The 26,035-nt window shown below is 64.9% G+C and carries 26 protein-coding genes, 1 pseudogene and 1 riboswitch; of the genes and pseudogenes, 15 read left to right on the forward strand and 12 right to left on the reverse strand.

What is annotated here, in order from left to right; genetic code table 11:
• Position 1: 1 nt before the first annotated feature.
• From gndA to DSM43276_RS10700, 3 genes are all read right to left on the reverse strand, one after another.
• Positions 2–1,456 (reverse strand): NADP-dependent phosphogluconate dehydrogenase, encoded by a 1,455-nt coding sequence (gene gndA, locus DSM43276_RS10690; protein ID WP_078331208.1) that lies wholly within the window; start codon positions 1,454–1,456, stop codon positions 2–4.
• A gap of 153 nt (positions 1,457–1,609) precedes the next feature.
• Positions 1,610–2,575 carry a M56 family metallopeptidase gene (locus DSM43276_RS10695; RefSeq protein ID WP_078331119.1) on the reverse strand — a complete coding sequence of 322 codons (966 nt, stop codon included), beginning with the start codon at positions 2,573–2,575 and terminating at the stop codon, positions 1,610–1,612.
• A gap of 14 nt (positions 2,576–2,589) precedes the next feature.
• Positions 2,590–2,997 (reverse strand): BlaI/MecI/CopY family transcriptional regulator, encoded by a 408-nt coding sequence (locus DSM43276_RS10700; RefSeq protein WP_078304802.1) that lies wholly within the window; start codon positions 2,995–2,997, stop codon positions 2,590–2,592.
• A 257-nt stretch (positions 2,998–3,254) separates the two neighbouring features.
• Between DSM43276_RS10700 and DSM43276_RS10705 the strand changes: the two genes are divergently transcribed.
• Both DSM43276_RS10705 and DSM43276_RS10710 read left to right on the forward strand, forming a co-directional pair.
• The gene (locus DSM43276_RS10705; RefSeq protein WP_078331120.1) at positions 3,255–4,013 is read left to right on the forward strand and encodes an iron reductase; all 759 of its coding nucleotides are present in this window, start codon (positions 3,255–3,257) and stop codon (positions 4,011–4,013) included.
• 177 nt (positions 4,014–4,190) lie between these two features.
• A complete protein-coding gene (locus tag DSM43276_RS10710) occupies positions 4,191–4,601 on the forward strand; it encodes a PaaI family thioesterase (RefSeq protein WP_078331121.1) in 411 nt (136 codons plus the stop codon).
• A 131-nt stretch (positions 4,602–4,732) separates the two neighbouring features.
• On the opposite strand, the gene DSM43276_RS10715 is transcribed toward DSM43276_RS10710, so the two are convergent.
• The 4 genes from DSM43276_RS10715 to DSM43276_RS10730 all read right to left on the reverse strand — a co-directional run bounded on the left by DSM43276_RS10715 (position 4,733) and on the right by DSM43276_RS10730 (position 7,886).
• Positions 4,733–5,533, reverse strand: coding sequence for a sensor domain-containing protein (locus DSM43276_RS10715; RefSeq protein WP_078331209.1), 801 nt, complete (start codon positions 5,531–5,533; stop codon positions 4,733–4,735).
• Entirely contained in the window at positions 5,530–6,294 is a 765-nt protein-coding gene (locus DSM43276_RS10720) for a sensor domain-containing protein (RefSeq protein ID WP_078331122.1), read from the reverse strand. Before DSM43276_RS10720 ends, DSM43276_RS10715 begins: the two co-directional genes overlap by 4 nt.
• A gap of 99 nt (positions 6,295–6,393) precedes the next feature.
• Complete coding sequence (locus DSM43276_RS10725; RefSeq protein WP_078331123.1) at positions 6,394–7,146, reverse strand: sensor domain-containing protein; 753 nt, start codon at positions 7,144–7,146, stop codon at positions 6,394–6,396.
• Positions 7,131–7,886, reverse strand: a complete 756-nt coding sequence (locus DSM43276_RS10730; protein ID WP_078331124.1) for a sensor domain-containing protein — start codon at positions 7,884–7,886, stop codon at positions 7,131–7,133. Before DSM43276_RS10730 ends, DSM43276_RS10725 begins: the two co-directional genes overlap by 16 nt.
• Before the next feature lie 142 nt (positions 7,887–8,028).
• On the opposite strand from DSM43276_RS10730, the gene DSM43276_RS10735 reads away from it, so the two are divergent.
• The 6 genes from DSM43276_RS10735 to DSM43276_RS10760 are packed head-to-tail and all read left to right on the forward strand — an operon-like array spanning position 8,029 to position 12,401.
• A complete protein-coding gene (locus tag DSM43276_RS10735; protein ID WP_078327268.1) occupies positions 8,029–8,331 on the forward strand; it encodes an urease subunit gamma in 303 nt (100 codons plus the stop codon).
• Between the two features lie 5 nt (positions 8,332–8,336).
• A complete protein-coding gene (locus DSM43276_RS10740) occupies positions 8,337–8,660 on the forward strand; it encodes an urease subunit beta (protein ID WP_078331125.1) in 324 nt (107 codons plus the stop codon).
• A complete protein-coding gene (locus DSM43276_RS10745; RefSeq protein WP_078331126.1) occupies positions 8,657–10,390 on the forward strand; it encodes an urease subunit alpha in 1,734 nt (577 codons plus the stop codon). Before DSM43276_RS10740 ends, DSM43276_RS10745 begins: the two co-directional genes overlap by 4 nt.
• Complete coding sequence (locus DSM43276_RS10750; protein ID WP_078331127.1) at positions 10,390–11,043, forward strand: urease accessory protein UreF; 654 nt, start codon at positions 10,390–10,392, stop codon at positions 11,041–11,043. The genes DSM43276_RS10745 and DSM43276_RS10750 overlap by 1 nt, the downstream gene beginning before the upstream one ends.
• A gap of 46 nt (positions 11,044–11,089) precedes the next feature.
• On the forward strand, positions 11,090–11,764 hold the full coding sequence (ureG, locus tag DSM43276_RS10755; protein WP_078327265.1) for an urease accessory protein UreG: 675 nt from the start codon (positions 11,090–11,092) through the stop codon (positions 11,762–11,764).
• A complete protein-coding gene (locus tag DSM43276_RS10760) occupies positions 11,754–12,401 on the forward strand; it encodes an urease accessory protein UreD (protein ID WP_078331128.1) in 648 nt (215 codons plus the stop codon). Before ureG ends, DSM43276_RS10760 begins: the two co-directional genes overlap by 11 nt.
• A gap of 6 nt (positions 12,402–12,407) precedes the next feature.
• On the opposite strand, the gene DSM43276_RS10765 is transcribed toward DSM43276_RS10760, so the two are convergent.
• The 4 genes and pseudogenes from DSM43276_RS10765 to DSM43276_RS10780 all read right to left on the reverse strand — a co-directional run bounded on the left by DSM43276_RS10765 (position 12,408) and on the right by DSM43276_RS10780 (position 16,397).
• Positions 12,408–13,862: an NAD(P)/FAD-dependent oxidoreductase gene (locus DSM43276_RS10765; protein WP_109556269.1), complete on the reverse strand. Its 1,455-nt coding sequence runs from the start codon at positions 13,860–13,862 to the stop codon at positions 12,408–12,410.
• A gap of 123 nt (positions 13,863–13,985) precedes the next feature.
• Positions 13,986–14,584: pseudogene (locus tag DSM43276_RS10770) on the reverse strand (TIGR03086 family metal-binding protein).
• Between the two features lie 49 nt (positions 14,585–14,633).
• Positions 14,634–15,617: an LLM class F420-dependent oxidoreductase gene (locus tag DSM43276_RS10775; protein WP_078331129.1), complete on the reverse strand. Its 984-nt coding sequence runs from the start codon at positions 15,615–15,617 to the stop codon at positions 14,634–14,636.
• A gap of 96 nt (positions 15,618–15,713) precedes the next feature.
• Positions 15,714–16,397: an SDR family oxidoreductase gene (locus tag DSM43276_RS10780; RefSeq protein ID WP_078327261.1), complete on the reverse strand. Its 684-nt coding sequence runs from the start codon at positions 16,395–16,397 to the stop codon at positions 15,714–15,716.
• 282 nt (positions 16,398–16,679) lie between these two features.
• Here DSM43276_RS10780 and modA point away from each other — a divergent pair, with 282 nt between their 5' ends.
• The 4 genes from modA to DSM43276_RS10800 all read left to right on the forward strand — a co-directional run bounded on the left by modA (position 16,680) and on the right by DSM43276_RS10800 (position 20,508).
• The gene (modA, locus tag DSM43276_RS10785; RefSeq protein ID WP_109556275.1) at positions 16,680–17,423 is read left to right on the forward strand and encodes a molybdate ABC transporter substrate-binding protein; all 744 of its coding nucleotides are present in this window, start codon (positions 16,680–16,682) and stop codon (positions 17,421–17,423) included.
• Complete coding sequence (locus DSM43276_RS10790) at positions 17,420–18,217, forward strand: ABC transporter permease (protein ID WP_078331131.1); 798 nt, start codon at positions 17,420–17,422, stop codon at positions 18,215–18,217. Before modA ends, DSM43276_RS10790 begins: the two co-directional genes overlap by 4 nt.
• A complete protein-coding gene (locus DSM43276_RS10795; RefSeq protein ID WP_078331211.1) occupies positions 18,214–19,281 on the forward strand; it encodes a sulfate/molybdate ABC transporter ATP-binding protein in 1,068 nt (355 codons plus the stop codon). Before DSM43276_RS10790 ends, DSM43276_RS10795 begins: the two co-directional genes overlap by 4 nt.
• 180 nt (positions 19,282–19,461) lie before the next feature.
• Positions 19,462–20,508 (forward strand): APA family fibronectin-binding glycoprotein, encoded by a 1,047-nt coding sequence (locus DSM43276_RS10800; protein ID WP_078331212.1) that lies wholly within the window; start codon positions 19,462–19,464, stop codon positions 20,506–20,508.
• Positions 20,509–20,761: 253 nt separating this feature from the next.
• Here DSM43276_RS10800 and DSM43276_RS10805 read toward each other — a convergent pair whose 3' ends face one another.
• On the reverse strand, positions 20,762–21,037 hold the full coding sequence (locus DSM43276_RS10805; RefSeq protein ID WP_078331132.1) for a GlsB/YeaQ/YmgE family stress response membrane protein: 276 nt from the start codon (positions 21,035–21,037) through the stop codon (positions 20,762–20,764).
• A gap of 208 nt (positions 21,038–21,245) precedes the next feature.
• Here DSM43276_RS10805 and DSM43276_RS10810 point away from each other — a divergent pair, with 208 nt between their 5' ends.
• The 3 genes from DSM43276_RS10810 (at position 21,246) to DSM43276_RS10820 (ending at position 26,032) form a co-directional block, all read left to right on the forward strand.
• Positions 21,246–25,094: a bifunctional nitrate reductase/sulfite reductase flavoprotein subunit alpha gene (locus DSM43276_RS10810; protein ID WP_078331133.1), complete on the forward strand. Its 3,849-nt coding sequence runs from the start codon at positions 21,246–21,248 to the stop codon at positions 25,092–25,094.
• A gap of 16 nt (positions 25,095–25,110) precedes the next feature.
• A riboswitch (Fluoride riboswitch) is annotated at positions 25,111–25,183 on the forward strand.
• Between the two features lie 13 nt (positions 25,184–25,196).
• A complete protein-coding gene (locus tag DSM43276_RS10815; protein WP_109556270.1) occupies positions 25,197–25,664 on the forward strand; it encodes a fluoride efflux transporter FluC in 468 nt (155 codons plus the stop codon).
• On the forward strand, positions 25,661–26,032 hold the full coding sequence (locus tag DSM43276_RS10820; RefSeq protein ID WP_078327256.1) for a fluoride efflux transporter FluC: 372 nt from the start codon (positions 25,661–25,663) through the stop codon (positions 26,030–26,032). The genes DSM43276_RS10815 and DSM43276_RS10820 overlap by 4 nt, the downstream gene beginning before the upstream one ends.
• The last annotated feature ends 3 nt before the right edge of the window (positions 26,033–26,035 follow it).

Genomic DNA, 26,035 nt, shown 5'->3' on the forward strand with positions numbered 1-26,035 from the left:
GTTACGCTTCCACCTCGCTGCGGTCGCCACTCCAGAGCGTGTGGAACTTGCCGGGGGAGTCGACGCGCTCATAGGTGTGCGCACCGAAGAAGTCCCGCTGCGCCTGGGTAAGGGCAGCAGGCAGACGATCGGTGCGCAGACCGTCGTAGTACGACAGCGACGAGGCGAAGCCGGGGACCGGGATTCCCAGCTGCGTAGCCGTCACCACGACGCGACGCCAACTGTCGATGCCGTTTTCGACGGCAGCACGGAAGTATGGGGCGGCGATCAATGTGGCCAGGTCGGGCTCGTCGGCAAAGGCATCCTTGACGCGGTTCAGGAACTGGGCGCGGATGATGCAGCCACCCCGCCAAATGGTGGCCAGGTCACCCGGCTTGACGTTCCAGCCGTACTCGGCGCTCCCCGCGGCAATCTGATTGAAGCCCTGTGCGTATGCCACAATCTTCGATGCGTACAGCGCCTGGCGCACATCTTCGACGAATTGATTTGCATCACTTGGCTTTTCACCCAGCGATCCGGAGGTGAATCCGGCGGCGGCGGCACGCTGGGGGCGTGATCCGGACAGCGCACGGGCGAAGACCGCCTCGGCGATGCCGGTGACCGGCACGCCGAGGTCCAGGGCGGACTTTACGGTCCAGCGTCCGGTGCCCTTCTGCTCGGCGGCATCGACGATGACATCAACCAAGGGCCGTCCAGTCTTGCCGTCCTTATGGGCCAGCACATCGGCGGTGATCTCGATGAGATAGCTCTCCAGCTCACCGCTGTTCCACTCGGTGAAGACCTCGGCGATATCGGGTGCCGACATATCCAGCGCGTCGCGCAGCAGTTGGTAGGCCTCGCCGATCAGCTGCATATCGGAGTACTCGATGCCGTTGTGCACCATTTTCACGAAGTGCCCCGAACCGTCCGGGCCGATATGCGTGCAACAGGGTGTGCCATCGACGTGTGCCGCAATGGATTCCAGTAGTGGACCTAACGCCTTGTAGGACTCCACGGGGCCGCCGGGCATGATCGAGGGGCCGTTCAGCGCGCCCTCCTCACCACCCGAAATTCCCGCACCGACAAAGTGCAGTCCGCGTGCGGCCAGCGCGGCCTCACGGCGAATGGTGTCGGTGTACAGCGCGTTACCGCCGTCGATGATGATGTCGCCGGGCTCCATCGCCGATGCGAGCTCTTCGATCACGGCATCGGTGGGATCACCGGCCTTCACCATGATCAAAACGCGGCGCGGGCGCTCGAGGGCCGCGACGAACTCCTCGACCGTCTCGCTGCGAACGAAATTGCCCTCAGACCCGTGATCGGCCAACAACGCGTCGGTCTTCGCGACCGATCGGTTGTGCAGGGCGACGGTGTATCCGTGCCGTGCGAAGTTCCGCGCGATGTTCGATCCCATGACGGCCAGACCCGTCACGCCGATCTGAGCTTTTCCCTGCGCCGAGCCGTCTGCAGCCGTCACCAGCACATCCTTTCGTTGACGTGTTGCGCACCAAAGCCGTTCACTCTTCGCGCAAGCGGCTCATCTGAACCGAATGCTCTTCGCGCAAGCGGCTCATCGCCGATTCTCGCGCAGTCACTTTCGACCCGCGAGCGCGGGTCACCTACTCGCGGGTTAACTGCTGAACAAGCGCTGAAGTTCGGTGAACCATGGGATGACCACAGCCAACGTCGGCACCACCAGTATGGCCGCGGCGGCGGCATAGGCGCTGCATGACAACACGAGGCTGTTCCCGCTCCCGCCCAAGCGCCGGACCCGGATGAGTGTCGTGGGCCCACCTGCCGCCATCGCACCGACTGGTGTCGGGCCACCCGCACACGCGACGAGTGCGCGGGCCAGGGGAGTCGGCCCAGCTGTCCGGACCGCGGCATCGTCGGCGAGCAGCTCGACAAGCAGTTTGACCGCGTCCAGCGCGTTCTTGCTGCGCACGATGACCGGGAACGCGTCGTGGACGGCGGTGAACGCCTCCAGCACCAGGTCATGGCGCGCGCGCAGATGGGCGCGTTCGTGCGCGACGATCGCGGTCACCTCATTGTGTCCCAGCGTGCTCAGCGTCCCCTCGCTGACGACCACCCGGCTCCGTACACCCGGCAAGCAGTAGGCCAAGGGTTCATCGACTTCCAGGACTCGCAGATCGTGGTCGCGCCGACGATGGATGTCGTAGCCCCCGCGCCAGTTTTCGCAGTACTGCTTGTGATCCAGCAGGTCGACGACGGCCCGGTGATGGGCGCGTCGGCGGCGGGTACGTACACCGACCCGGATCACCGACGCCATGAGCCGGATACCGATGAGGATCGTGATCGCGAACACCGTGACGTACAGCAGCCATAGACCCCAACCGAGGCGATCGATTTCACCGGTGATCGTCGCGGTGGGGTGACCATCCGGCCCAGGCACGAGGAGTCTGCTCGCGATCGCAAGCCCGGAACTGAACGCGGAAAGAACGGCGGCCGCGGCAATGGCCTGCCACAACACCATGGCGGCACGTGGCGCGCGGTATGGCCAGCGGGCACGCGCGAGCAACGCCGGTACGGGACCGGTCAGCAGCAGCGCGAGTATCGCGAACGCCAGGGCGGACACATAACTAGTGTCCCTTACTCGGTGGGGCGACCGCCAGCAGATGGATCTTTCGCTTCGAGCTCGGCCAGTGCACGGCGCAGCGCATCGGCCTCATCAGGGCCGACACGCTCCACGAAGTGCACCAATGCCGCCTCGCGGGCACCGGAGTTGTTGGCCTGCGCCAACGCGTCCACCATGAGGCCCGCGACAAGCTCGTCGCGGCCGTGTACGGGCGCGTAGCGGTGCGCGCGGTCATCGCGGTGCTGTACCACCAGATCTTTCTTGGCGAGACGTTGCAACACGGTCATCACGGTCGTATAGGCGAGATCGCGCCGCGTCGACAATGCCTCGTGGACCTGGCGCACAGTCTGGGGCTCGGGAGAGGACCACAAATGGTCCATCACCGCGCGTTCAAGTTCGCCCAGGCGTGCCATTCCGAACATTCTACGTTCACCTCCGACGCAATGCCGTACTACATCCAGTCGTACTTCTTCTGACAGCCAACGATCCATAGCTCGGTCTTTGTTCCAGCGCTCGATTTGGTCTCACTCGGACTTGGACACTGCGGGCCGCTCGCTGCCTACACGGCCCGATGATCAGGAGCTTCGGTGAGGGCAGTCACAACACCCGCACCTGGCGATGTCATCCTACATGTGGTTAGGCTTACCTATCTTGCCTACGTGAAGGGAGGCTGCTCACTGTGACGCTGGCCATCGACCGATGCTCTTCGACCAGGAGTCTCATCGCCGACGATCCGTTGATCGCCGGGATGTCCATCCGCCAATCACTGCCGCTGCACGAATCGAGCAGTCGGCTTCGCGAGCTGTATCCGGAATGCCCTCGGGCCTACGGCGTCGCAGTCATGTCCGATGTCGGCCGGCGCCGATGGTGGCCGCTGGCGCGCGCCTTGAGCACCGACCGGCTTGAGCGGATGTACGCCCGCGCTATCGAGGAGACCGGTAGCGATGCGGTCGCCGTCCATCAGCTCGCGGACGCTCTCGTCCACACCGTGGTCGGCCGATTGGTCGCCCTGGTGGTACTGGAGGGACGCGCCTGGGATCCGGGCCTGGGGAACTTATGGGTCTACTTCGATTCCGAGGGCTGCATCGATTGGGCGGGGGTCGTGGACCCGACGCTGCGTGTGCTGCCCGACGACCCGGACCGGGACCGGGAGCAGGTTGTGGTCTTCCCCGGCGAGGAAGCGCTCGCCGCGTGGACCGCACACCGATGCCATCGCGCACTCGCGCCCTTGTTCACGCGACTGTCGCAGATCAGCTCCGGCACCATGGAAATCGGCCAGATGTGGCAACTGGTTGGCTCGACCGTGGTGGGGGCGGCGACCCATGTTCCACTGCTGGCGCGCTCCAGCGAGACCGATGGAATGCGACGCGGACAGGCGATCCTCGACCGCTTCATGACACTCGGGTTGCCGGTCCGCCACAAAGCGCTTGCAATTTAGGGCAGCCTTGCCTATTCTTACAGATGTCGAACGCGCTACAGCGCGACCAGACACCCGGACCGTGCCGGAGTCCTGAGGGCTGCAGAGACCCCCGGTCCACTCGAAGGAAGTGCCCCACCTGCCTCGGCAGGTGGGGCACTTCTTCGTTATGGGATGCCGCACTGATATGAACATCGCATGCCAGACACGCCGGAGCGCCTCAGCAAGATGCCTGCCGCGCCCTTCGACAAGCTCGTGGGGCTCGAATACACCTCGCTGACACCCGAGGGAGTGTCCGCCACCCTGACGATCACCGAGAACCTGTTGCAACCCAACGGGATCGTGCACGGCGGCGTGTACTGCTCGGTGGTCGAAAGCGTGGCGAGCGTCTCCGGGTATATCTGGCGCGCCAACGTGTTGGGGGAGGAGAGCGCGGTGGTCGGGGTCAACAACAACACCGACTTCCTGCGCGCCATCTCATCGGGCACACTCACCGCCACGTCCACGCCGATACACCGAGGCCGTCGTCAGCAGCTGTGGCTCGTCACCATTACCGACGGCGAGAGCCGGACAATCGCGCGTGGGCAGGTTCGCCTACAGAACTTATGAGACTCGGGTGGGCGCGACCCCCGTGCGCCCACCCGAGCTCATTTCGAGAGATGTCGGCCGGCCCCCCGATGGTCGGGCCGCCATCCTCGTCCCCCCGCCTGGATCCAGTCCCCGCTGGATCCAGTGGCTCGTCAGCTCAGCTGCAGCTTGTCGACAATCCTGTCGGCCATCTTCTGTACCAGCTGTTTTGAGTTGCTTCGTGCGCAAATCTGGGTCTGAACAATCACATTCGCGACACCGTTGTAGGACACGAAGCAGCGATACTTACTCGGCCCGTACGCGAGAGTCCAATTCATCTTCTTGGCGTTTGACGCTGAGACCGACACCGCCACAGGCACCTTCCGACCGCTGGAGTCGGTGAAGTTGTATGTCTTTCCGTCACATTCGTTGATCTCATCGGCCGCTGTCGAGAACTGCGCCTGTGCCGCATCCTTGTCCTTATATGCCGCGATGCCTTGGTAGACCTGGGCGTCCGGGTTCTTCGCATCTCCGAGCAACATCTCGGTCCCACGGAACGCCTCGTAGTCCTTGCTCACCGACTCGACGGTAAGCCCCTGCGTCACATTGCAGCTCGCGTCGTCAGACTCGGTCGCCGTGAACGGCTTGTCCCGCTTGTTCGTCTTGGCGACTTCCATGTCGAGCGCCTTGGCAATCTCCTCGTCGGTGAACAACGCCGACACCATGGCATCCTCGGTGACCTTGTCTTGCCCCGGCCATCCCGTCAGCCCCGCAGGCCCGCTACTGCTCGGAGCCGGGGCTGGCGCGTGTGCGGTCCGCGACGCTGTCGTGGTGGCAGCCGTTGACATTTCGGTCGCATCCTGCCGGCTGGAACATCCGGACAGTGCCAGTGCGACGATAGCCATCGCACACAACACCGCCCGCCCTCTCGTGCGTGCCATGAGGCCCCCTCTCATGTTTTTCGTCGCGATCATGCCGGAATCCACTCGGCCATGCGGTCGACGATCGCGGTGACGATCGGAGTGCCATTACCGTTCTGGCACAACAGACTCCCGAAGAGTGCGTTGTTCTTGACTCGATAGTCGTAGAAACACCGCCACCCCGCCGGGTTTCCGTCCTTCAGCTGTTGTCGCACCCACGTCACGCGGGTGGCGTTGTTCGAGAATGGGCCGATCCGCCATTCGATATCGCCCTCGGTCTGACGAGAGTCTTCGCATGATGCCAGCGACGGGGGATACGCGGCCTGTAGCTGACTCGAGGCGGCCTTCGCATCGGGGAACAGCACCACCGACTGCCAGACGATGTGGTCGTACCGGTCCTCTGTTTCCTGCAGGCGAGAGCCTCGGAAGGTGGTCCACTCGTCACCAAGGCTCTCGCTGCGCAGCCCCGTGAGGGCCTTGCACTTGCCGGTCGCGGTGGCGTCGCTGGGCCGTGTGGATTTGAACTCGTACGTCAGTGGGGATCCGACCAGCCGGCCGACGTCATCGGCGGAGATGATGATCGATTCCGCCTTATCGGGCGTGACGATCACCGGTGCCGGCGGTTCGAGCGAGGTCGTAACCGGTGGGGCGCTGGATTTGGGGCTTGCGATCGCCCCGTCCCGCCCGTGATCGGTGACCGCCGACGTCTCGGTCGCACCTACCGGTATCGGCTTGATGCCCCCGGTCTCAGTGCCACAACTCACCGCGAACATCGCTGCCAAGCCAAGCCATCCCACTGCCACGACGTGACGCATCCGAATCCCTCCCTGCCGATATCAGGCCCACACCGACCCAAATCATGGCTACATCGGATCGCTCGCGCTCAGTGTTACACGCACGCCAAGACCGATAACTTACTTCGGTGTGGTGGCCGCCGCCATCCTGTCCGCGATCGCCTTCACTGCCGGACCTCCGTTGCCAAGCTGGCAGACCGTCGCCGAGAGCAGCAGATTGTCGATGATGCGTGCCTCCAACATGCAACGCCACCCCGAGGGCCGTCCGTCGACGATCTCGTCGAGCACCCACTGCGCACGGTCTTCCGATGCATCTCGCACGGATACGCGCCACGTCGTCGTATCAATTTTCAGTTCCTCACCCGAACAACCTCCGACGTCCGCGGGGAACTCTTTCGAATAGGTTTCCCTGGCATCGGATTTCGACGAGTAAAGCAATACCCGCTGGGTCACCGAGTGAGTGAACGTGTCCTTGTCCTCCCGGTACCAAACATCGCGGTAGGTCGTCCATTTGTCGCCGACGTCCACCGCCAGGGGCACCATGAGAGCCTGGCATGACTGCTTGCCGTCGATCGTCGATGTTCGCGGGTTCGATGACTTTCCCTCGTATTCGAGGGTGGAGCCAATGAGCTCCGCGACGTCCTTTCTGGGGACGATGAGCGAGTTCGCCTTGTCGGGACTGATCGCATCCGCCGCCGATGTCGATGTGTTCGACGCACCCGATGCCGCTGATGGCCCGGACGTCGCCGGGCCCTGCTGGCCACCTCCGAAAAATGAGCATCCTGTCAGGACAATGGCGGTACACACTGCGACGGCAGTCTTTCGGTATGCCGATTCGGTCGTCACGGCCATTCCTTTCACTGCGGGATCCATGCTGCGATCCGGTCGGTAATGGTCGTCACGCCGGGGACGCCGTCGCCGTATTGGCATAGGTAGGTTCCGAAAAGCACGTTGTTCTTGTTGCGGAAGTCGAAGAAGCAGTGCCAGCTCGCGGTTTGCGCGACCTGGAGTTGATTCCATCGGGCCGCGGTATCACTGATCTCCGCGATGTTGGTGATCTTCCACTTTTGATCTTGTTTGGAAATCTCCGCATTCGTGCATGTTCTCGACGCGGATGGGGGAAACGCCCGTGTGAAGGCCGCTGCGGCCTCCGCGCGGGTGGGATACAGAACGGCCACCTGGCTCACGATGTACGCAGTCGTGTCCTTGGTCTCTCGGTAGTAGTTCCAGCGGTAGGTGGTCCATTCGGATCCCAATTGGCCGGCGCGCGGATTGTCCAGGTTCACGCAATCCCCCGCGCCGCCCACGGCATCGGTCGGCGGTGCCGAGGTGTTGTCGTCGTATTCCAGCGTGGTTCCCAGGATCTTCCCCACATCGGCACGCGAGCCCAGAATCGAGTCAATCTTCTCCGGCGTGACCACCAGAGGTGGCGGCGCGGGCGCCTTGGTGGTGGCGGGGATGGATGCGGGAGCCGACGTGCCCGCCGTCATCGGCATGTCCGCGGCAGTGGTGGTCGGTGCGGACACCGGTTTGATGCCCTCGCTGGGCTGGCTGCACCCGGCTATCAGCAGCGCGGCCGACACCACGCACCCCACGCTCATTCCATACCTCATCGCGCACCCTCCTGATCGACTCCGCACCCAGCGCGTTTCCGAGGATTCTCGCACTCGCGATCGCGACCGCACGGCAAAACTCATCGGTGCGCCACGACGTCGGCAATGCCGGGTTGCCCGGATCGTGGCAGGATCGCCCCTTATGCGATTGACCCCGCACGAGCAGGAACGGCTGCTCATCTCGTATGCGGCGGAATTGGCGCGCCGCCGCCAGTCCCGAGGCCTGCGCCTCAACCATCCCGAAGCGATCGCGATGATCACCGATCATCTCCTGGAAGGTGCCCGTGACGGCCGCACCGTCTCGGAATTGATGGCCAGCGGCCGCGAGGTGCTCGGGCGTGACGATGTCATGGACGGCGTGCCCGAGATGATCCCGGATGTCCAGGTGGAGGCAACTTTTCCTGACGGCACGAAACTCGTTACTGTGCATCACCCGATCGGATGAGCCACATGATTCCCGGCGAATACCTCTTCGCGCCAGACGCCATCGAACTCAACGCTGGTGCGACCGTCATCGAGCTCGACGTCGTCAACACCGGCGACCGTCCGGTACAGGTGGGCAGCCACGTCCACTTCCCTCAATCCAACCCGGCACTTGATTTCGACCGGGAGGCCGCGCATGGGCACCGCTTACATATTCCCGCTGGTACCGCGGTTCGCTTTGAACCCGGTGTCGCCCAGAAGGTTCGGCTGGTGCCCTTGCGCGGTCGCCGTGAAGTGCACGGACTGACGCTCGATGCTCCGGGGCGGCTGGATGGCGGTGAACCCGCATGACCCGGCTGTCGCGGGAGCATTACGCCAAGCTGTACGGACCGACGACGGGTGACCGCATCCGATTGGCCGATACCGATCTGCTCATCGAGATCACCGAAGACCGATGTGGCGGTCCCGGATTGGCGGGCGAAGAGGCAGTCTTCGGCGGTGGCAAGGTGCTGCGCGAGTCGATGGGGCAGAGCCGTCTCACCCGCGCCGAAGGAGCACCCGACACCGTCATCACCGGCGCTGTCATCATCGACCACTGGGGGATCATCAAGGCCGACATTGGCATTCGGGACGGCCGAATCGTCGGCATCGGCAAGGCAGGCAACCCGGACATCATGGACGGGGTTCATCCCCAGCTGATAGTCGGCCCGTCCACCGAGATCATCGCCGGCAATGACCGGATCGTCACGGCGGGCGGCATCGACTGTCACGTCCATTTCATCTGCCCGCAGCTGGTCGACGAGGCCATCGGTGGTGGCATCACCACCATGATCGGGGGTGGCACCGGCCCCGCGGAGGGCAGCAAGGCCACCACGGTGACGCCCGGCGCATGGCATCTGGGCCGGATGTTGCAAGCACTCGACAGCTGGCCGGTGAACGTGCTGCTGCTGGGCAAGGGCAACACCGTAAACCCCGAATCGATGTGGGAGCAATTGCGCGGCGGTGCGGCAGGTTTCAAGCTGCATGAGGACTGGGGCACCACGCCCGCGGTGATCGATGCCTGCCTGCGCGTCGCGGATGAGGCGGATGTTCAGGTCGCCCTGCACTCGGACACCCTCAACGAAACAGGTTTTGTCGAAGGCACTTTGGAGGCGATCGCGGGACGCGCGATCCACGCTTACCACACCGAGGGCGCCGGTGGAGGCCATGCTCCAGACATCATTACCGTGGCCAGCCACCCGAATGTGATGCCCAGCTCCACCAATCCCACGCGCCCACACACCGTCAACACTCTCGACGAGCATCTCGACATGCTCATGGTCTGCCACCATCTCAATGCCGCCGTGCCGGAGGATCTTGCCTTCGCCGAGAGCCGGATTCGTCCGTCCACGATCGCGGCCGAGGACCTACTGCACGATATCGGTGCCATCTCGATGATCGGCAGTGACAGCCAGGCCATGGGGCGTATCGGCGAAGTGGTGATGCGCACCTGGCAGACCGCGCACGTCATGAAGAAGCGCCGCGGCGCGCTGGAAGGGGACCCTGCCGGAGCCAAGGGTAACGACAACAACCGGGTCCGCCGGTATGTCGCGAAATACACCATCTGCCCGGCGATTACCCACGGCATCGATCACGAGCTGGGTTCCATCGAAGTCGGCAAGCTGGCCGATCTGGTGTTGTGGGAACCGGCGTTCTTCGGGGTCCGGCCGCACGTGGTCATCAAGGGCGGTGCCATCGCGTGGGCGGCCATGGGTGATGCCAATGCCTCCATTCCCACCCCGCAGCCCGTGCTGCCTCGGCCCATGTTCGGCGCGATGCCCAACGTGGCACCGGGGTTGGCCGTGCATTTCGTCTCGCCGACGGCCATCGAGGACGACCTCGCCGCGCGGCTTGCGCTGCGGCGCAGACTGGTTCCCACTCGCAATGTCCGCCATCGCGGCAAGGCCGACCTGCCCTTGAACAACGCGATGCCGGACATCCGAGTGGATCCGGATACCTTCACCGTACGTATCGACGGCGAGGTGTGGCAGGAGCAGCCGGCCACCGAACTGCCCATGGCGCAACGGTATTTCCTGTTCTGATGGGGTCTACCGATGCGTCTGCGACGTCCGCCCTGCTGCTGTCACTGGCTGATTCCCGATTGCCGACCGGGTCGCATGTGCATTCCGGCGGGGTGGAAGAGGCCATAGCCCAGGGGCTCGTGCGGGACGGTGCGACGCTCAATGCCTATCTACGGCGCCGCATCCGGACTCATGGCCTTGTCGCGGCGTCCATCGCTGCCGCCATCACGTCGGGGCGGCTGGATCCGGTGCGTGCGGATGCCGAAACGGACGCACGCACGCCGTCGCAGGCCGCGCGAGAGGCCTCCCGCGCCCAGGGCCGCGGACTCAAGCGCCTGGCCGGGAGCGCCTGGCCGCATATCGATTGGCCCGCGCACGGCCGGCAGCCACATCTGGCCGTGGTGTACGGCATCATGGGCGCGGCAGCAGGTTTGTCGGGCCGCGATATCGCCCTCGTCGTCGTGTACACGACCCTGACCGGGTCGGCCACGGCAGGACAGCGACTGCTGGCTCTGGACCCGGCGGAGGTAGCGGTCGGCACCCTGGCCCTGACGGGACTGTGTGAGGAGACCGCGACACTGGCCAGTTCCGGGCTGGCCTGCCTGTCGGACCCGCTCCTGGATGTGCTCGCCGAGCAGCATCTCACACGCGAACGCCCGCTGTTTGTTTCGTAGTTCTTAGGGTTTTAGGCTTTTCACGCACAACCACGATTGGATCAACATGCCACCGCACCTCCTCGACGGCCAGCCCCATCAGCACATCGACAGGCCGCGCCGGGTCCGTCAACCGGGGGAGCCGCTGCGCATCGGGATCGGCGGGCCGGTGGGGTCGGGTAAAACCGCGCTGGTTGCCGCGCTGTGCCGCACGCTGCGCGACGAGATCTCGGTGGCGGTGCTGACCAACGACATCTACACCACCGAGGATGCCGACTTTCTGCGCCGCCACGCGGTACTTCCCGATGAGCGCATCACCGCGGTGCAGACCGGCGGCTGCCCGCACACCGCGATCCGCGACGACATCACCGCGAACCTGGATGCCATCGAGGATCTCATCGCGACCAATGATCCACTCGACCTGATCCTCGTCGAATCGGGTGGCGATAACCTGACCGCCACCTTCTCCTCGGGCCTGATCGACGTGCAGATTTTCGTGGTCGACGTCGCCGGTGGTGACAAGGTGCCACGCAAAGGCGGTCCCGGCGTTACCTTCTCGGACCTGCTGGTCATCAACAAGACCGATCTTGCACCCATGGTGGGGGCCGATTTGGGCGTGATGGCCCGTGATGCGGCGGCGGTACGCGAAGGCCGGCCTACCGCGATGATCTCGTTGACCGAGGACCCGACGGCCGCCGAGGTGTTGGCGTGGGTGCGGCACCATCTGGATCATGCGCACTGACGTCGAGATCATTGCGGAGAAGGGCCGACTCCCACGCTTGCGCTGTTCAGGAAGCCTGCAGTGCCGACTGACCGACGCCGATACCGTGCACCTGGTCGGCGTGGCGGCGAGTCCGCTTGGTGGCGACGAGATCTCGGTGCGCATCGAAGTCGGTGAAGGGGTGCTGTTGCGAGTGCGGTCCGTGGCGGCCGCGGTGGCCCTGCCCGGCCGCGACACCCTTCAGTCCTCGACGGCGTGGGACTGTTCGGTGGCGGGCGGGCTGGACCTCGACCCGGCGCCCACCATCGTGGCGGCCACCGCCTCTCACCACTCTCACGTCACCGTTCGCGGATCGGTTAATGCGAGCCTGCGGCTGCGCGAGCGCGTGCAGATCGGCAGGACAGGGGAGTCGTCGGGATTCTGGACCGGCCAGCTCGACGCGGATATCGACGATCGGCCGCTACTACGTCATCGTGTCGAACTCGGCGCCGGATCGGTGACCGATGACGAACTCGGTCGCCCTCTCGCACTGATCAGCGAATTGTGCTACCCCGCAATGGATTCCACGCCGCCCAGTCCGGTCGACGCCACCGTACTACGCCTCGCGGGTGACGCCACCCTGCTTACCTGGCAGGGGCGGCGTCTTCCGTCGGACTAACCCTGACTAGCTCGCGGCCTTTTCCTCTTGCGGCTGCGCGATGGCATCCTCGTCGCCGTTCTTCTCGGCGACGAGTTCCTCAAGCTGATCCAGGCGTGTTCGCGCCCAGGCCTGCTGTTCGGTGATGGCCATCTGCCCGCGTGAGCGCGTGATGAAGGCGATGGACCACAGGATCAGCGTCACCAGCCGGTTCTTGAAGCCAACGAGGTAGACGAGGTGCAGTGCCAACCACATGACCCACGCGATGAACCCGCTGAACTCCAACCGGCCGATCTTGCACACCGCGCTGTATCGCGACACGGTGGCCATCGAACCCTTGTCGAAGAACTTGAACGGGGGGCGTTCTGTGGCGCTACGCCCCTTCAGCTCGGCCTTGATCTGCTTGGCCGCATAGCGCCCACCCTGAATGGCGCCCTGGGCGACACCGGGCACACCGTCGACCGCCATCATGTCGCCGACCACGAAGACGTTCGGGTGACCCGGAATCGAGAGGTCCGAACCGACCTTCACGCGTCCGGCGCGGTCCAGCTCGACACCCGACTGCTCGGCCAGGTTCTTGCCCAGGGGGCTCGCGGACACGCCTGCCGACCACACCTTGCACCAGGATTCGATGCGTTCCACGGTGCCGTCGGAATGCTTGACGGTCAGTCCGTTGCGGTCCACATCGGTGACCATGGCGCCCAACTGGATCTCAACACCGAGCTTCTCCAAACGCTTGCGCGCCTTGTCTCCCAGCTTTGGGCCGAAGGGCGGCAGTACCGCCGTCGCGGCATCGAGCAGGATGACCCGGGCATCGGTGGGATCGATGTTCCGGAAGGTGCCCTTGAGGGTCTCGTTGGCCAGTTCGGCGATCTGCCCGGCCATCTCGACACCGGTCGGACCGGCACCCACCACCGTGAAGGTCATCAGCTTGCGGCGCCGGACGGGGTCACTGGAGCGTTCGGCCTGCTCGAAGGCGCCCAGAATGCGGCCGCGCAGCTCCAGAGCGTCATCGATGGACTTCATACCCGGAGCCCACTCGGCGAAGTGGTCGTTCCCGAAGTAGGACTGACCCGCACCCGCGGCGACGATCAGGCTGTCGTACGGCGTGGAGTAGTCATGCCCGAGCAGCGAGGAATGAACGACCTGATTCTCCAGATCGATGCTGGTCACATCGCCGAGAACCACCTGCGCGTTGTCCTGGTCCTTCAAGATCTGGCGCGTCGGGGGAGCGATCTCCCCTTCGGAGATGATCCCGGTGGCCACTTGGTACAGCAGCGGCTGGAACAGATGGTGGGTGGTGCGCGCGATCAGCGTGACGTCGACGTTGGCACGTTTGAGGGTCTTCGCGGCGGTCAGGCCGCCGAACCCCGACCCGATGATGACGACCCGGTGTGTCGGTGTCAGCGCGTCCTTGATCTTGGGCTTCGGATTGGCCTCGGCAGGCGCCGCAGAGCTGGCGGCGTCTGGTGTCGTGCTCATCGATCACTCCTCATCGAATGGTGTCTCAACTGGGCTTATTCACCTTGTCTGACACTTGGTGCAACACCCCAACCGTAGTCGGGATTTCCCCTCACGTCGCGTCAGTTAGTTTAGCGAAATATCTCACATACCCTGCGGTCGCCAGCCTGGATCACGTCCCGACATGGCGAGCATGTGATCGAACTGTGGGGCATCCGGGGAAACCGCCCGCTGCGGGCCGAACAAACCCGGAATTCCGTCGTCGGAGGCGAGTGCACTGATGAACTCGTACAGGCCCGGATCGGTGCCCACCGGTAGGTCAAACGGCTGCCCGGTCGCGGCCGCCAAATCCCAGCCGTGCAGTACCAGTTCGTCGAGGGCCACCATCGCCACCTGGTCATGGCGCATGACGGTTCCCGCGATGGTCGACTCGCCATCCCATGACCGAGGCTGCGCCCAGGTCTCGACGAGGTCGGCGAGACGTTGCGGCAACAAGGTCCGCCACTGCGGATCAAGGTCCTCGGTGAACGACGGGCCGGAGAGGTCGATACCGAGAGCCGCGGCCTCCTCGGGTTGGACGACGTACCGGAAGGCCGTCGACAGACCCATCAGGTGATTCAGCAGCGCACGCACCGTGAGTTCGGCGCGCAGGGAGTCGAGTTGTCCAGCGCGTCGTCCGACACCCCGGGAAGAAGCGCCTCCACGGCGGTAGCGGCAGGTTTCAAGCTGAACGGCGCGTCCATATCCCACATCCTGCCGAAGGATCGCGCGAGAGAGACCGAATCCGTCCGACTAGTCCTTGAACAGCGGGCGAAGAGTGTTGCCGATCAGTTCCACCACGCCGGGGACGTGCCCGTTCACGGTTGCGTTGAGGGTCACGGAGTCGATTCCCTGATCCAGAATCCGGGTTTGCACCTGCTCGGCGATTTCCTCCGGGCTACCCACCAGGGTGCGTCCGAGTACCTGCGCCCGGACATCCTCGGGCAGGGTCTCCAGGTCAAGACCGTTTTTACGCAGCTGCTCAGCAGCCAGCTTCCACGCCGTCGCCGAGTCGTCATCGATGAACACCGAGAAGAAGGCAGAGGTCTCCAGTGTGGCCGGGTCACGCCCCGCCTCCTCGCAGCGCTGTCTTAGCACCGACAGCTTGTGCGGGATCTCATCCAGCGAGCTGAGCAGATTGAGGTGATCGGCGTATTTGACCGCCAGACCGAACGTCTTCTTCTCGCCGCTGCCGCCGATCATGATCGGTATGTTCGGGCGGATCCGCGGTTCGTTCAGCGCCGTCTCGGCGCGGTAGTACTTGCCTTCGAAGGTGGGGCGCTCACCGCGGAGCATGGGCGCAATGATCTCGAGCGCCTCGCTCAACCGCTCGAAGCGGTCGGTGAATGTGCCGAAATCGAACCCGAGCTGCTGGTGTTCCAGCTCGAACCATCCCGCACCGATGCCCAGGATCGCTCGTCCACCGCTGACCACGTCGAGCGTGGTGACGGCCTTCGCGAGCAGGGTCGGGTTTCGGTAGGTGTTGCCGGTGACCAGCGTGGACAGCTGAATGGTGCTGGTGGCACTCGCCAATGCGCCCAGGGCGGTGTAGGCCTCCAGCATGGGCTGATCAGGGGTGCCGATCATGGGCAGCTGATAGAAGTGATCCATCAGGAAGACCGTGTCGAAACCCGACGCCTCCGCTTCGCGCGCCTGATTGACGACGGTGGGGAAGAGTTCGGCAACGCTGGTGCCGTAGGAGAAATTGGGGATCTGATATCCGAGCCGAATGGTCACTCGGCCAGCCTACGCGCGATGCGCCAATGCGGCATTACGGTCTTGCCGCGCAAGGCAATTCGAGGATCTGGAGCTGGAGTGCGCTCCAGCTCCAGATTAGCTGACGCCGGCGGGGACGCCGCGGCTGACGTGCAGGGTCTGACCGGTGATGTGCCGCGCCTGGGGGCTGGTGAGGAACAACGCCAGCCGGGCGATCTCGGCGCCGACCAGATCTTGCGCATCCTCGGCGCTGTCGAGGCCGTCGTAGTTGGCTTCGGCCGATTGCCCGGGTGCGATGGTGTTGATGGTGATCCCGCGGGTGCCCATCCGCTCGGCCTGCTCGGCGGTCCACGCCGAGAGTGCGGCCTTGGCGGCAGTGGTTGCGCCCGATCGGTCACGAGTGCCCAATGTGCACAGGTTGACGATGGCCGCACCGGAACGCAGGTGGTCTCCGATGGCCTGCACCGTCAGCACGGCGGTCAGCACGCTGGACTCGTACCGCGACAGCCAAGCCTCTCCGGTGTCGGTGAGGGTGCCCAGATGCGGGCCGGGCTCGCTCCAGACCGGGTTGGGGATGTTGACGATGGCATCGAGGTGCTGGGGGAACAGCTCGAGGTTCTCCTCCAGGCTGTCCGGGTCCGAGTTATCGCACACGATGGCGTCGACCTCGAGTTCCTTGGCGGCGATCTCCAACTCATCGGCGTTGGGGCCGGTGATGACAACCCGATGGCCGGCGTTGCGGAACTCCGCCGCCACCGCCCGGCCGACCTCGTTAACCGCTCCGGTTACCAGTACGTCCATGGCGGTACCTTCCTTACCTTCCTGAAAGCCTTACCAATCCGCACCTGAAGCCAGGCCTGATCAGCTTGATCGTGACACAACCCGGACCTCATACCCCGGATTTGGTGGCCGGGTCGCACGGGTTTGACGCCCAATATTACTGGACGGTAGCAATACCCTCGACCACCGTATATCGCCCGGGCGACCGCTAGGGTTGTGGCGGTGACCAGCAGAGCGTGGATTCTCCCGACCAGCAGCGCGTGGAAACTTCTCGCCGCGGTTCTCCTCACGGGTTCGCTGGCCATGTCCGGCTGCGGCTCACGAACGACACCCGCCGACGGCGCGACGAACTCGTCGGCGGGCCCCGAGGCTGCCGCTGTCCGGCTACACGTACTGGCCGCCGCGTCGCTGCGCAAGGCGTTCACCGAGATCGGGAAGTCTTTCGAATCTACCCACGCCGGAACCACGGTCGAGTTCACCTTTGCCGGCTCCTCGGACCTGGTCACGCAGCTCAGCCAAGGCGCCGAGGCCGACCTACTGGCCACCGCGGACTCGGCCAACATGGACAAGGCATGGAAGGCGCATGCGGTGATCAATCCCGTCGACTTCGCCGCCAACTCGCTCACGATCGTTGCCGCCCCGGGTAATCCGAAGGGCATCGCGACCTTCGCCGACCTGGCGCGTCCGGGTCTCGACGTAGTGGTGTGCGCGCCGCAGGTACCGTGCGGTGCGGCCGCCGCCACGGCCTCCAAAGAGACTGGAGTGCAACTGAATCCGGTCAGCGAAGAGTCCTCGGTGACCGACGTGCTCAACAAGGTGATCGCGGGGCAAGCCGACGCCGGTCTGGTGTATGTCACCGATGCCAAGGCCGCCGGTGACAAGGTCACCGCCGTCACGTTTCCCGGGGCGCAGTCCATCGTCAACACCTATCCGATTGCGGTGACCACAAATTCACGCAATCCGGAACGCGCGAACCAGTTCATCGAAACCGTCACCGGGGACGTCGGACACAAGACTCTGGCGGCGGCGGGGTTCTCCGCGCCGTGACTCCGGCGCCCGGTCTGCCCCGGTGGGTCTATCTGCCGGCGGCCATCGGGGCGGTGCTCATCGTGCTGCCACTGCTGGCACTCGTGGTGAAGGCCGACTGGGTGCAGTTCCCGGCGCTGGTCACGAGCCCCGCCTCGCGGGCGGCGCTGGCGCTGAGCCTCAGGACATGCCTCGCGAGCACTGCGCTGTGCCTGCTGTTGGGGGTGCCGCTGGCCCTCGTGTTGGCCCGCGGGCCCGGGTGGCTGTCCCGGCTGCTGCGCCCGTTGATTCTGCTGCCCCTGGTGCTGCCACCGGTCGTCGGCGGTATCGCGCTGCTCTATGCCTTCGGCAAGCTGGGACTACTCGGGCACTACCTTGACGCCGCCGGAATCCGAATAGCGTTTTCCACCTCCGCCGTGGTGCTGGCACAGACCTTCGTATCGCTGCCGTTCCTCGTCATCAGCCTTGAGGGTGCGCTGGTTACGACGGGGGAACGCTATGACCATGTGGCGGCCAGCCTGGGGGCACCCCCGACCACCGTCCTGCGTCGCGTATCGCTGCCACTGGTCATGCCGGCGCTGATATCGGGCACGGTGTTGGCCTTCGCGCGCTCGCTGGGTGAATTCGGTGCCACCTTGACGTTCGCGGGTTCACGGCAGGGCGTCACGCGCACCCTGCCGCTGGAGATCTACCTGCAGCGTGAATCCGATGCGCAAGCGGCCGTGGCGCTTTCGTTGCTTTTGGCGGCGGTGGCAGCGGTTGTCTTGGCCGTTGTCGGTGCACGGACCTGGCGCCCGGACGGGTGGCGGCGATGAGCGAACTGCGATTCGACGCAGGACATTCCGGCCGCGGCGTGCAGGCTACATTCACCGTCGCGCCCGGAGAGACGCTGGCGATCGTCGGCCCCAATGGGGCCGGTAAGTCCACGTTACTCGGGCTCATCGCCGGACTGCTACGGCCCGATTCCGGTGAGATATGGCTCGGCGATCACGTGCTGACCAACTGTGCCACGGGCACTTTCGTCCCCACTCACCAACGACGCACGGCGCTACTGCTACAGGAGGCGTTGTTGTTCCCACACCTGACGGTCGCGGGTAACGTCGAGTTCGGGATGCGCGGTAGGCGCCGCGACGAGGTGTCCGGCGCGCGTGAGCACTGGCTGGAATCGGTCGGTGCGCGCGATTTGGCGGGACGCCGACCCGGTGAACTGTCCGGGGGACAGGCGCAGCGGGTGGCCATCGCCCGCGCGCTGGCCGCCGAGCCCGAGCTGGTGCTGCTCGACGAGCCGCTGTCCGGTCTCGACGCCGAGAGTGCGCCAGCCGTCCGGGCATTGCTCGGGCGGGTGCTGGGCCGCGACGGACAAAGCGCGCTGATCGTGACGCACGACATCATGGATGCGGTAGCCATCGCCGACCGGGTGATGGTGCTGGACTCGGGTCGTATCGCTGAGTTGGGCGAAACCACCACAGTCTTGGCCCGGCCGACCAGCCAGTTTGGCGCTCGGTTCGCGGGCGTGAACCTCCTCGACGGCACCGTGGGCCAGGACGGCGCGCTACACGTCGACGACCTTGTCATCCATGGCGTGTGGTCCGGCATCGGAAGCCCCGTGCAGGGTCAGCGCGCCGTCGCGGTGTTCGGGCCGCGTGCTGTCGGCGTGCATCTGTCCCCACCAGGAGGTAGCCCGCGCAACGTCATTGCCGTATCTGTGACGACCTTGAGCGCCCATGCGGACACCGTGGTTGTAACGGCATCTGCGGGAGCCACGATATTCACGGCACATATTACCGCGGCCGCCGCGGCAGAACTCAAGCTGGCACCCGAGGCGTCGGCATACTTTGCCGTCAAGGCCCACGAGGTCGTCATTCAGGCGGCGCAATAGCTGGGGACGTGGATTTCGGTAGCCTTTGAAAGGAAACGTATGTTTGCTTCTGGTCAGCCAAACCCCTTGCCACCGCATCGAATGGTCGCGCAGTGGCGCCACTGGCAGCGGTCGGCAAATCGGGCGCGCCGATTGCCGGTTAGGCTTGCACGTGCTGGACAAAACGGTACGTTCATGGACATGCAGCAACCACGGGCAACATCGGCGGGCAAGCGGGCGCACCAGGCACGAGTGATGGCGGCCGCTATCGCGGTCGCTTCGCTGTCCGGGGCAGGTGCCATCACGCTCGTCGCCGGACCGGTCACTCAGGCGCCGGCATCGGTGCGCACGGCGGATATCCACCTGGTGACAACCGACGCTCCTCCGCCGCCCGCAACGCCCGCTCCCGGTCAACCGGCACCCAATCCGGAGACTCCGACGACGGTGACGACACCTCCGCCTGGCGCACCCGCACCCGCGCCCACGCCGCCTCCGGCACCCGGCGCACCCGCGCCCGCGTCGCCGCCGGCACCCGGCGCGCCGGCAGACGGGGGACGCGTCAACAATGACCAAGGCGGATTCAGTTATGTTGTGCCGCAAGGCTGGGCGCAGTCGGATGCCCGCAGGCTCACCTACGGATCGGCGCTGCTGACCAATCCGGCCGCACCGAACGGAAGCATTCTGTTGGGTCGCCTCGACCTCAAGCTCTTCGCAGGCGCCGAGCCCGATAACCAGAAGGCGGCCCGCAGGCTGGCGTCGGATATGGGCGAGTTTTTCATGCCGTACCCGGGCAACCGCGTCAACCAGGAAGATCAGAGTTTCGAGGTGGCGGGCATGCCCGCGGCGTCCTCCTACTACGAGGTCAAATTCGACGACGCAGCCAAGGAGCCCGGCCAGATCTGGGCCGCGGCCGTGGGCAAGGGTAAAGATCGCTGGTTCATCGTCTGGCTCGGCACATCGGCCTCACCGGTGGACAAGGGCGTGGCCAAGGCCCTGACCGACTCGGTTCGCCCATGGACACCGCCCACTCCTGCCACGCCTCCGGCCGGGCAGCCCGCTGATCCCAACCAGCCGGCACCCCCGCCGGCTGACCCCAACCAGCCGCCGCCCCCGCCGGCCGATCCGAACCAGCCGCCGCCACCTGCTCCCGCGGCACCGGGTGCACCGGCTCCCGAACCTGCTGCTCCCGGGCAGCCCGCGCCCCCGGCACCGCCTGCGGCGCCCCCGGCGCCTGGGGTCCCCGTCTAGCTCTCGGCACAGTTCTGCCCACGACGATTCGATCGAATCGTCGTGGGCAGAACTGTGCTTCGGGTCGCGCACGGTATTTGTCATCCGCATCGGCGGCCCACACGATCAGCGTGGGCAAGGTGGCCAATGCGCTGACCCTGCCCTGGAGTTCGGTGAAGAACTCGGGGGCAGGGTCAAGTTCGCCGGGAAGCACAGCGGCAATGGCGACGCCGTCATTGCCGCGCTGTGTTGGCGAGTCGCGGCTTGGCGCTGACTAGCTCTTGGTTTTTCCTGCGACGAACTTGTAGACGACCAACAGGAGCACCGCGCCAACCAACGCACCGAGGAAGGCGTGATTGATCGGCGGGGTAACCGTGAACTTGTGTGGGGCGAACACCAGACTTCCCAGCGTCCCGCCGACGTAACCACCGACGATGCCCAGCAACGCTGTGACGATCCAGCCGAAGTTCTCCTTGCCGGGCACGATCAATCGGGCGATCCAGCCAACGATCAGGCCAAGAATGATCATCCAAATGATGTTCAACACCATGTCTAGCTCCTTCGAGGATGTGTACTACAGGAAACGAGCGTCAACCGGTGCTGATGCTAGTAGAACACCTGGTTCGTCGGTGCTCTAACGACACGGCGCGGTCGAGCTCACCACCTCACGCACCATAGATCCTTGCGGTGAGGGCGCCGTGACAGCTGGATAACCTCGGCGGAAGAATTCGGGAATCTGCGTGACTCACTATGACGGGGTGACCGAACTGGGCGCGCCGCCCACCGCGCACCGCGCCGCCTGCTCGTATTGCGGTGTCGGCTGCGGTGTCGTCGTGCGTGCCGAGACGAGTTCGGCAGGTCCGGTCACCATCGCCACCGTAGAGGGCGATGCCCTGCACCCGAGCAATCATGGCCGCCTGTGCACCAAAGGCGCCACCCATGCGCAACTGATGGCCGCCGACGGACGCATGACGACGGCACATGTTCGTCCGGGCCGCGGGCAGGAGCCTGTTCCGGCGCCGTTGGCGGCGACAACCACCGAGGCGGGCCGGCGGTTACGCCAGATCCTCGACACTCACGGACCCGATGCGATCGCGTTGTACGTATCCGGTCAGATGAGCCTGGAGGCGCAGTACCTCGCCAACAAACTTGCGAAGGGCTACATCCGCACCACACAGATCGAATCGAACTCTCGTCTCTGCATGGCGAGCGCGGGCACCGGTTACACACAATCATTGGGGGCCGACGGGCCTCCCGGGTCGTACTCCGATATCGAGCAGAGCGACCTGTTCCTTGTCATCGGCGCCAACATGGCCGACTGCCATCCGATTCTGTTCCTACGCATGGCCGACCGGCTCGGCGGCGGAGCCCGATTGATCGTGGTCGACCCACGCCGTACCGCCACCGCCGAACGCGCCGATCTGTTCCTGCAGATCAGTCCGGGAACCGACCTGGCCCTGCTCAATGGCCTGTTGCATCTGCTCGTCGAAAACGGTGATATCGACTCCGAATTCATCGCCCAGCACACCGAGGGCTGGGCAGGAATGCCCGAGTTCCTCGCCAGCTACGCGCCGCCGGTGGTGGCGGCGATCACGGGGCTGGCCGAGGACGACATCCGCACCGCCGCCCGGTGGATCGGGGAGGCGCGCGAATGGATGACGTTGTGGACGATGGGCCTCAACCAGAGCACTCATGGCACCTGGAACACCAACGCCATCTGCAATATGCATTTGGCCACCGGGGCAATCTCTCGCCCCGGCAGCGGACCGTTCTCGCTGACCGGCCAGCCCAACGCGATGGGCGGTAGAGAAATGGGCTACATGGGGCCGGGGCTGCCGGGCCAGCGATCCGTGAAATCCGCCGCCGATCGAGACTTCGTCGAGAGGCAATGGGAACTTGCGCCCGGGTCCCTTCGCACGGACTTCGGTGCCGGCACGGTCGATATGTTCGCGCAGATGGCCGCGGGAAACATCAAGGCATGCTGGATTATCTGCACGAATCCCGTTGCTTCGGTGGCTAATCGGCAGAATGTAATCGACGGTCTGCAACGCGCCGAGCTGGTGATCACCCAAGACGCGTTCCTTGCTACGGCCACCAACGACTACGCGGACATGTTGTTGCCCGCAGCCCTGTGGGCCGAATCCGATGGCGTATCGGTCAACTCGGAGCGCACGGTGACGCTGACCAACCGGGCCGCCGACGCACCGGGGGATGCCCAACCTGACTGGCGTTTGATCTGCGATGTCGCCACCGCGATGGGGTTCGGCGATGCGTTCGACTACTCCTCGAGTGAGGAGGTCTTCGAGGAGATCCGCGCATTCTGGAATCCGCGCACCGGGTATGACATGCGGGGCATGAGCTATACCCGGTTACGGCAAGGTCCGGTGCAATGGCCGTGCCCGCCCGAGAATGCGGGGGACCGTAACCCGATTCGCTACCTGAATGACGGAATCAGCCAGGACCTGTACGTCGATGAGAACGGCATCACGCCGCGGCTGGCGTTCCCCACCCCGTCTCGCCGGGCGGTGTTCCACGCCCGGGCGCATCGCGATCCCGCGGAACTCGCGGGCGACGGATACTCCATGATCCTGAATACCGGTCGTTTACAGCATCATTGGCACACACTCACCAAGACTGGGCGCATCAAGGCCCTCGACCGGCTCCATCCGGCGCCCTTTGTGGAGATTCACCCGCGCGACGCCGTGACCCTCGGGATCACCGAGGGTGATGTTGTCGAAATCGCCTCGCGCCGCGGTAGTGCCGAGCTGCCCGCGATCATCAGCGACAGAACCAGGCATGGCAGCTGTTTCGTCCCCTTCCACTGGAATGACGCGCAGGGGCCGGGCCTGGCGATCAACGCGGTGACCAACGACGCCGTCGACCCGGATTCGCTGCAGCCCGAATTCAAGGTCAGCGCCGTCGCGCTGCGCCCCACCGGGCGGACAATTATCGATACCGCGCCCGACACGCACGTACAAGCGCTGGGGGACATCGCAATTCTGTGGACATCGCAGACCGGCAACGCCGAGACCGCGGCCACCTCGGTGCACAAGCTTCTGGCGGCGGCGGGGATCTCCGCGACGATCACCGCGATGGACGAGTGTGACCCCGCCGATCTCGCCGAGGTCCGTACGGCCGTGCTGATCGCCAGCAGCTTCGGCGAGGGCGGACCTCCCGATAACGGCGCGCGATTCTGGTCGACGCTCTCCGGCGAGACAAAACCCCTGAACCACATGCGTTATGCGGTGCTGGGATTCGGTGACCGCGCGTATGCGGATTTCTGCGGCCACGCGAAGGCACTCGATGCCCGCCTGCACGAGCTCGGCGCTACTCCAGTGCTTGGCCGGGTGGACGGCGAGGCCACCGACCGTTCGCTGGTCGCATCGTGGACCGCGGACCTCCTGGAGGCAATCGGGGAAGGCACCGCCGCCAGCACCGAGGCGGTCAAGCGATTGCGCGGCGACGGGCTGCCGGTGGCCGCGCCGGAGATATTCACCCGCAACGCGCCCATTCTGGCTGCGTTGTCACATAACGAGATTCTGTCGGCGCCGGGGTCCGGCAAGGAAGTGCGGCGCATCGAGTTCGACCTGACCGGCCATGATGTCGACTACTCGGTGGGCGACGCGCTCGGGATCTATCCGACGAACCGCGATGAAGATGTCCAACGCTGGCTCGCCGCAACCGGTTTCGACGCAGAGAGGCCGATCACGATCGATGGGGGTGAACTCCCGTTGGCCACCGCGCTCGCCAGTCATTACGACATATGTCGCGTCACGGACGATCTGCTGCGCTTCGTCGCCGACCGGCGAGGCGACAAACCCGCCGTCAAGTTGTTGTGCGGCCCTGACACCGCGGCGCGTGAGCTGTGGCTGCACGGCCGCAATGCCCTTGATGTGCTTCACGAATTTCCCATCCGCGCCGATATCGATGAGTGGCAGCAGGTTCTCATCCGACTCACCCCACGCCAGTACTCAATCTCGTCGAGCCCCCTGGTCAGCCCCAGGTCTGTCGCGTTGACGGTATCCATCGTCCGGTACCGCGGACCGGATGGCTCGGCTCGCGGTGGTGTGGGTTCGACCTTTCTGGCCGACCGTGCGCAGACACTTCCCGTCCCGATCTTCCTGCAGCGATCACCGCACTTTCGTCCGCCCGGTACCTCGGAAACGCCGATGATCATGATCGGCCCAGGAACCGGTATCGCCCCCTTTCGCGGGTTCCTCCAAGAACGTCGCGCACTGGGACACACCGGGCCCAATTGGCTGTTCTTTGGCGACCAGCACCGCACCCAGCACTTCTACTACCGCGAGGAGCTCGACGGCTTCCTACGCGACGGCTCCCTGCGGCGACTCGATCTCGCATTCTCGCGCGACCAGCAGAAACGCATCTACGTTCAGCACCGCATGATGGAGCAGGGGGCTCAGCTGTGGCGGTGGCTCGCGGAGGGCGCACATCTCTACGTGTGCGGAGATGCTAGCCGCATGGCCAAAGACGTCGACGGCGCGTTACTCACGATTGCTCAGAAGCACGGACGGCTATCGGGCGAAGAGGCCCTCGAGTTCCGTAAGGGACTCGTGGCCGAAAAACGTTACGTCCGCGACGTGTACTGACGGCCCTCGCGCTATATTCGTCACGCGCGATGGATCTCGCCGGGGCTTGTCCCGAACCGCCACTGACGGCTGATAGTTCCTGTGTTGATGAGTCGTAACACGATGGGACCGAATGTGACTGGTGGACAACGCGAGGAATTCCCGCGCCCCCTACATCTGCGGCCGTACGCACTGCTGTGGGTGTTTCTCGGCGGCATGTGCGGCACCGGGCTGCGGTACTGGTTCGAGCAGATGTGGCCGGCCTCCGGCGCGTCGTGGCCCTGGGGAACATTCGCGGTCAACCTGACCGGAGCGTTCGTCCTTGGCGTGCTGCTGGAAACCCTCATGCTGCTGGGGCCCGATGGCGGCTGGCGTCAGCGGGCCCGGTTGTTTCTTGGCACGGGTGTCTGCGGCGCCTTCACCACCTACAGCGCACTCGCGCTGGAGATCAGCACTCTCGCCCGCAACGGATTTTCGGGTATCGCCGTCGGGTACGCGTTGGTCAGCGTCGCCGCGGGTTTGGCCGCCGCGATGGCGGGGATAGCCGCTGCCGCACAAGCCCTCGCGCGCTACTCGGGGGGTTCGGCGTGATAGTCATCGCCGTGATACTCGCCGGGGCACTGGGCGCGGTGTTGCGATTCGTCGTCGATTCCGCCATCAAACATCGACGGACCTACCTTTTTCCCTGGGCGACGCTGCTCATCAATCTCACCGGGTCGGCCGTCATCGGCGTATTGGCGGGAGCGGTGATCTTCCACCATTCTCCGTCAACATTGCTGACCGTCCTGGGAACCGGCTTCTGTGGTGGCTATACAACCTTCAGCACTGCCAGCGTCGAATCGGTGCGACTCATTGAGCGGCGTGAATGGTTCCTCGCCCTGTGCAACACGTTCGGCACCCTGCTGGGCACCGTGGGAGCATGCGCCGCGGGACTAGCGCTGGCATGGTCGATGGCGTGAAGA

It is taken from the genome of Mycobacteroides salmoniphilum (assembly GCF_004924335.1).
Taxonomy (GTDB): domain Bacteria; phylum Actinomycetota; class Actinomycetes; order Mycobacteriales; family Mycobacteriaceae; genus Mycobacterium; species Mycobacterium salmoniphilum.

Bases quoted from the DNA above. Each gene is read 5' to 3' on its own strand.
- DSM43276_RS10700 (WP_078304802.1), bottom strand. From the start codon at position 2,997: ATGTTCGGAATGGCACGCCTGGGCGAACTTGAACGCGCGGTGATGGAC.
- DSM43276_RS10710 (WP_078331121.1), top strand. From the start codon at position 4,191: ATGCCAGACACGCCGGAGCGCCTCAGCAAGATGCCTGCCGCGCCCTTC.
- DSM43276_RS10715 (WP_078331209.1), bottom strand. From the start codon at position 5,533: ATGATCGCGACGAAAAACATGAGAGGGGGCCTCATGGCACGCACGAGA.
- DSM43276_RS10720 (WP_078331122.1), bottom strand. From the start codon at position 6,294: ATGCGTCACGTCGTGGCAGTGGGATGGCTTGGCTTGGCAGCGATGTTC.
- DSM43276_RS10725 (WP_078331123.1), bottom strand. From the start codon at position 7,146: ATGGATCCCGCAGTGAAAGGAATGGCCGTGACGACCGAATCGGCATAC.
- DSM43276_RS10730 (WP_078331124.1), bottom strand. From the start codon at position 7,886: ATGAGGTATGGAATGAGCGTGGGGTGCGTGGTGTCGGCCGCGCTGCTG.
- DSM43276_RS10735 (WP_078327268.1), top strand. From the start codon at position 8,029: ATGCGATTGACCCCGCACGAGCAGGAACGGCTGCTCATCTCGTATGCG.
- DSM43276_RS10740 (WP_078331125.1), top strand. From the start codon at position 8,337: ATGATTCCCGGCGAATACCTCTTCGCGCCAGACGCCATCGAACTCAAC.
- DSM43276_RS10745 (WP_078331126.1), top strand. From the start codon at position 8,657: ATGACCCGGCTGTCGCGGGAGCATTACGCCAAGCTGTACGGACCGACG.
- DSM43276_RS10750 (WP_078331127.1), top strand. From the start codon at position 10,390: ATGGGGTCTACCGATGCGTCTGCGACGTCCGCCCTGCTGCTGTCACTG.
- ureG (WP_078327265.1), top strand. From the start codon at position 11,090: ATGCCACCGCACCTCCTCGACGGCCAGCCCCATCAGCACATCGACAGG.
- DSM43276_RS10760 (WP_078331128.1), top strand. From the start codon at position 11,754: ATGCGCACTGACGTCGAGATCATTGCGGAGAAGGGCCGACTCCCACGC.
- DSM43276_RS10765 (WP_109556269.1), bottom strand. From the start codon at position 13,862: ATGAGCACGACACCAGACGCCGCCAGCTCTGCGGCGCCTGCCGAGGCC.
- DSM43276_RS10780 (WP_078327261.1), bottom strand. From the start codon at position 16,397: ATGGACGTACTGGTAACCGGAGCGGTTAACGAGGTCGGCCGGGCGGTG.
- modA (WP_109556275.1), top strand. From the start codon at position 16,680: ATGTCCGGCTGCGGCTCACGAACGACACCCGCCGACGGCGCGACGAAC.
- DSM43276_RS10795 (WP_078331211.1), top strand. From the start codon at position 18,214: ATGAGCGAACTGCGATTCGACGCAGGACATTCCGGCCGCGGCGTGCAG.
- DSM43276_RS10800 (WP_078331212.1), top strand. From the start codon at position 19,462: ATGCAGCAACCACGGGCAACATCGGCGGGCAAGCGGGCGCACCAGGCA.
- DSM43276_RS10805 (WP_078331132.1), bottom strand. From the start codon at position 21,037: ATGGTGTTGAACATCATTTGGATGATCATTCTTGGCCTGATCGTTGGC.
- DSM43276_RS10815 (WP_109556270.1), top strand. From the start codon at position 25,197: ATGGGACCGAATGTGACTGGTGGACAACGCGAGGAATTCCCGCGCCCC.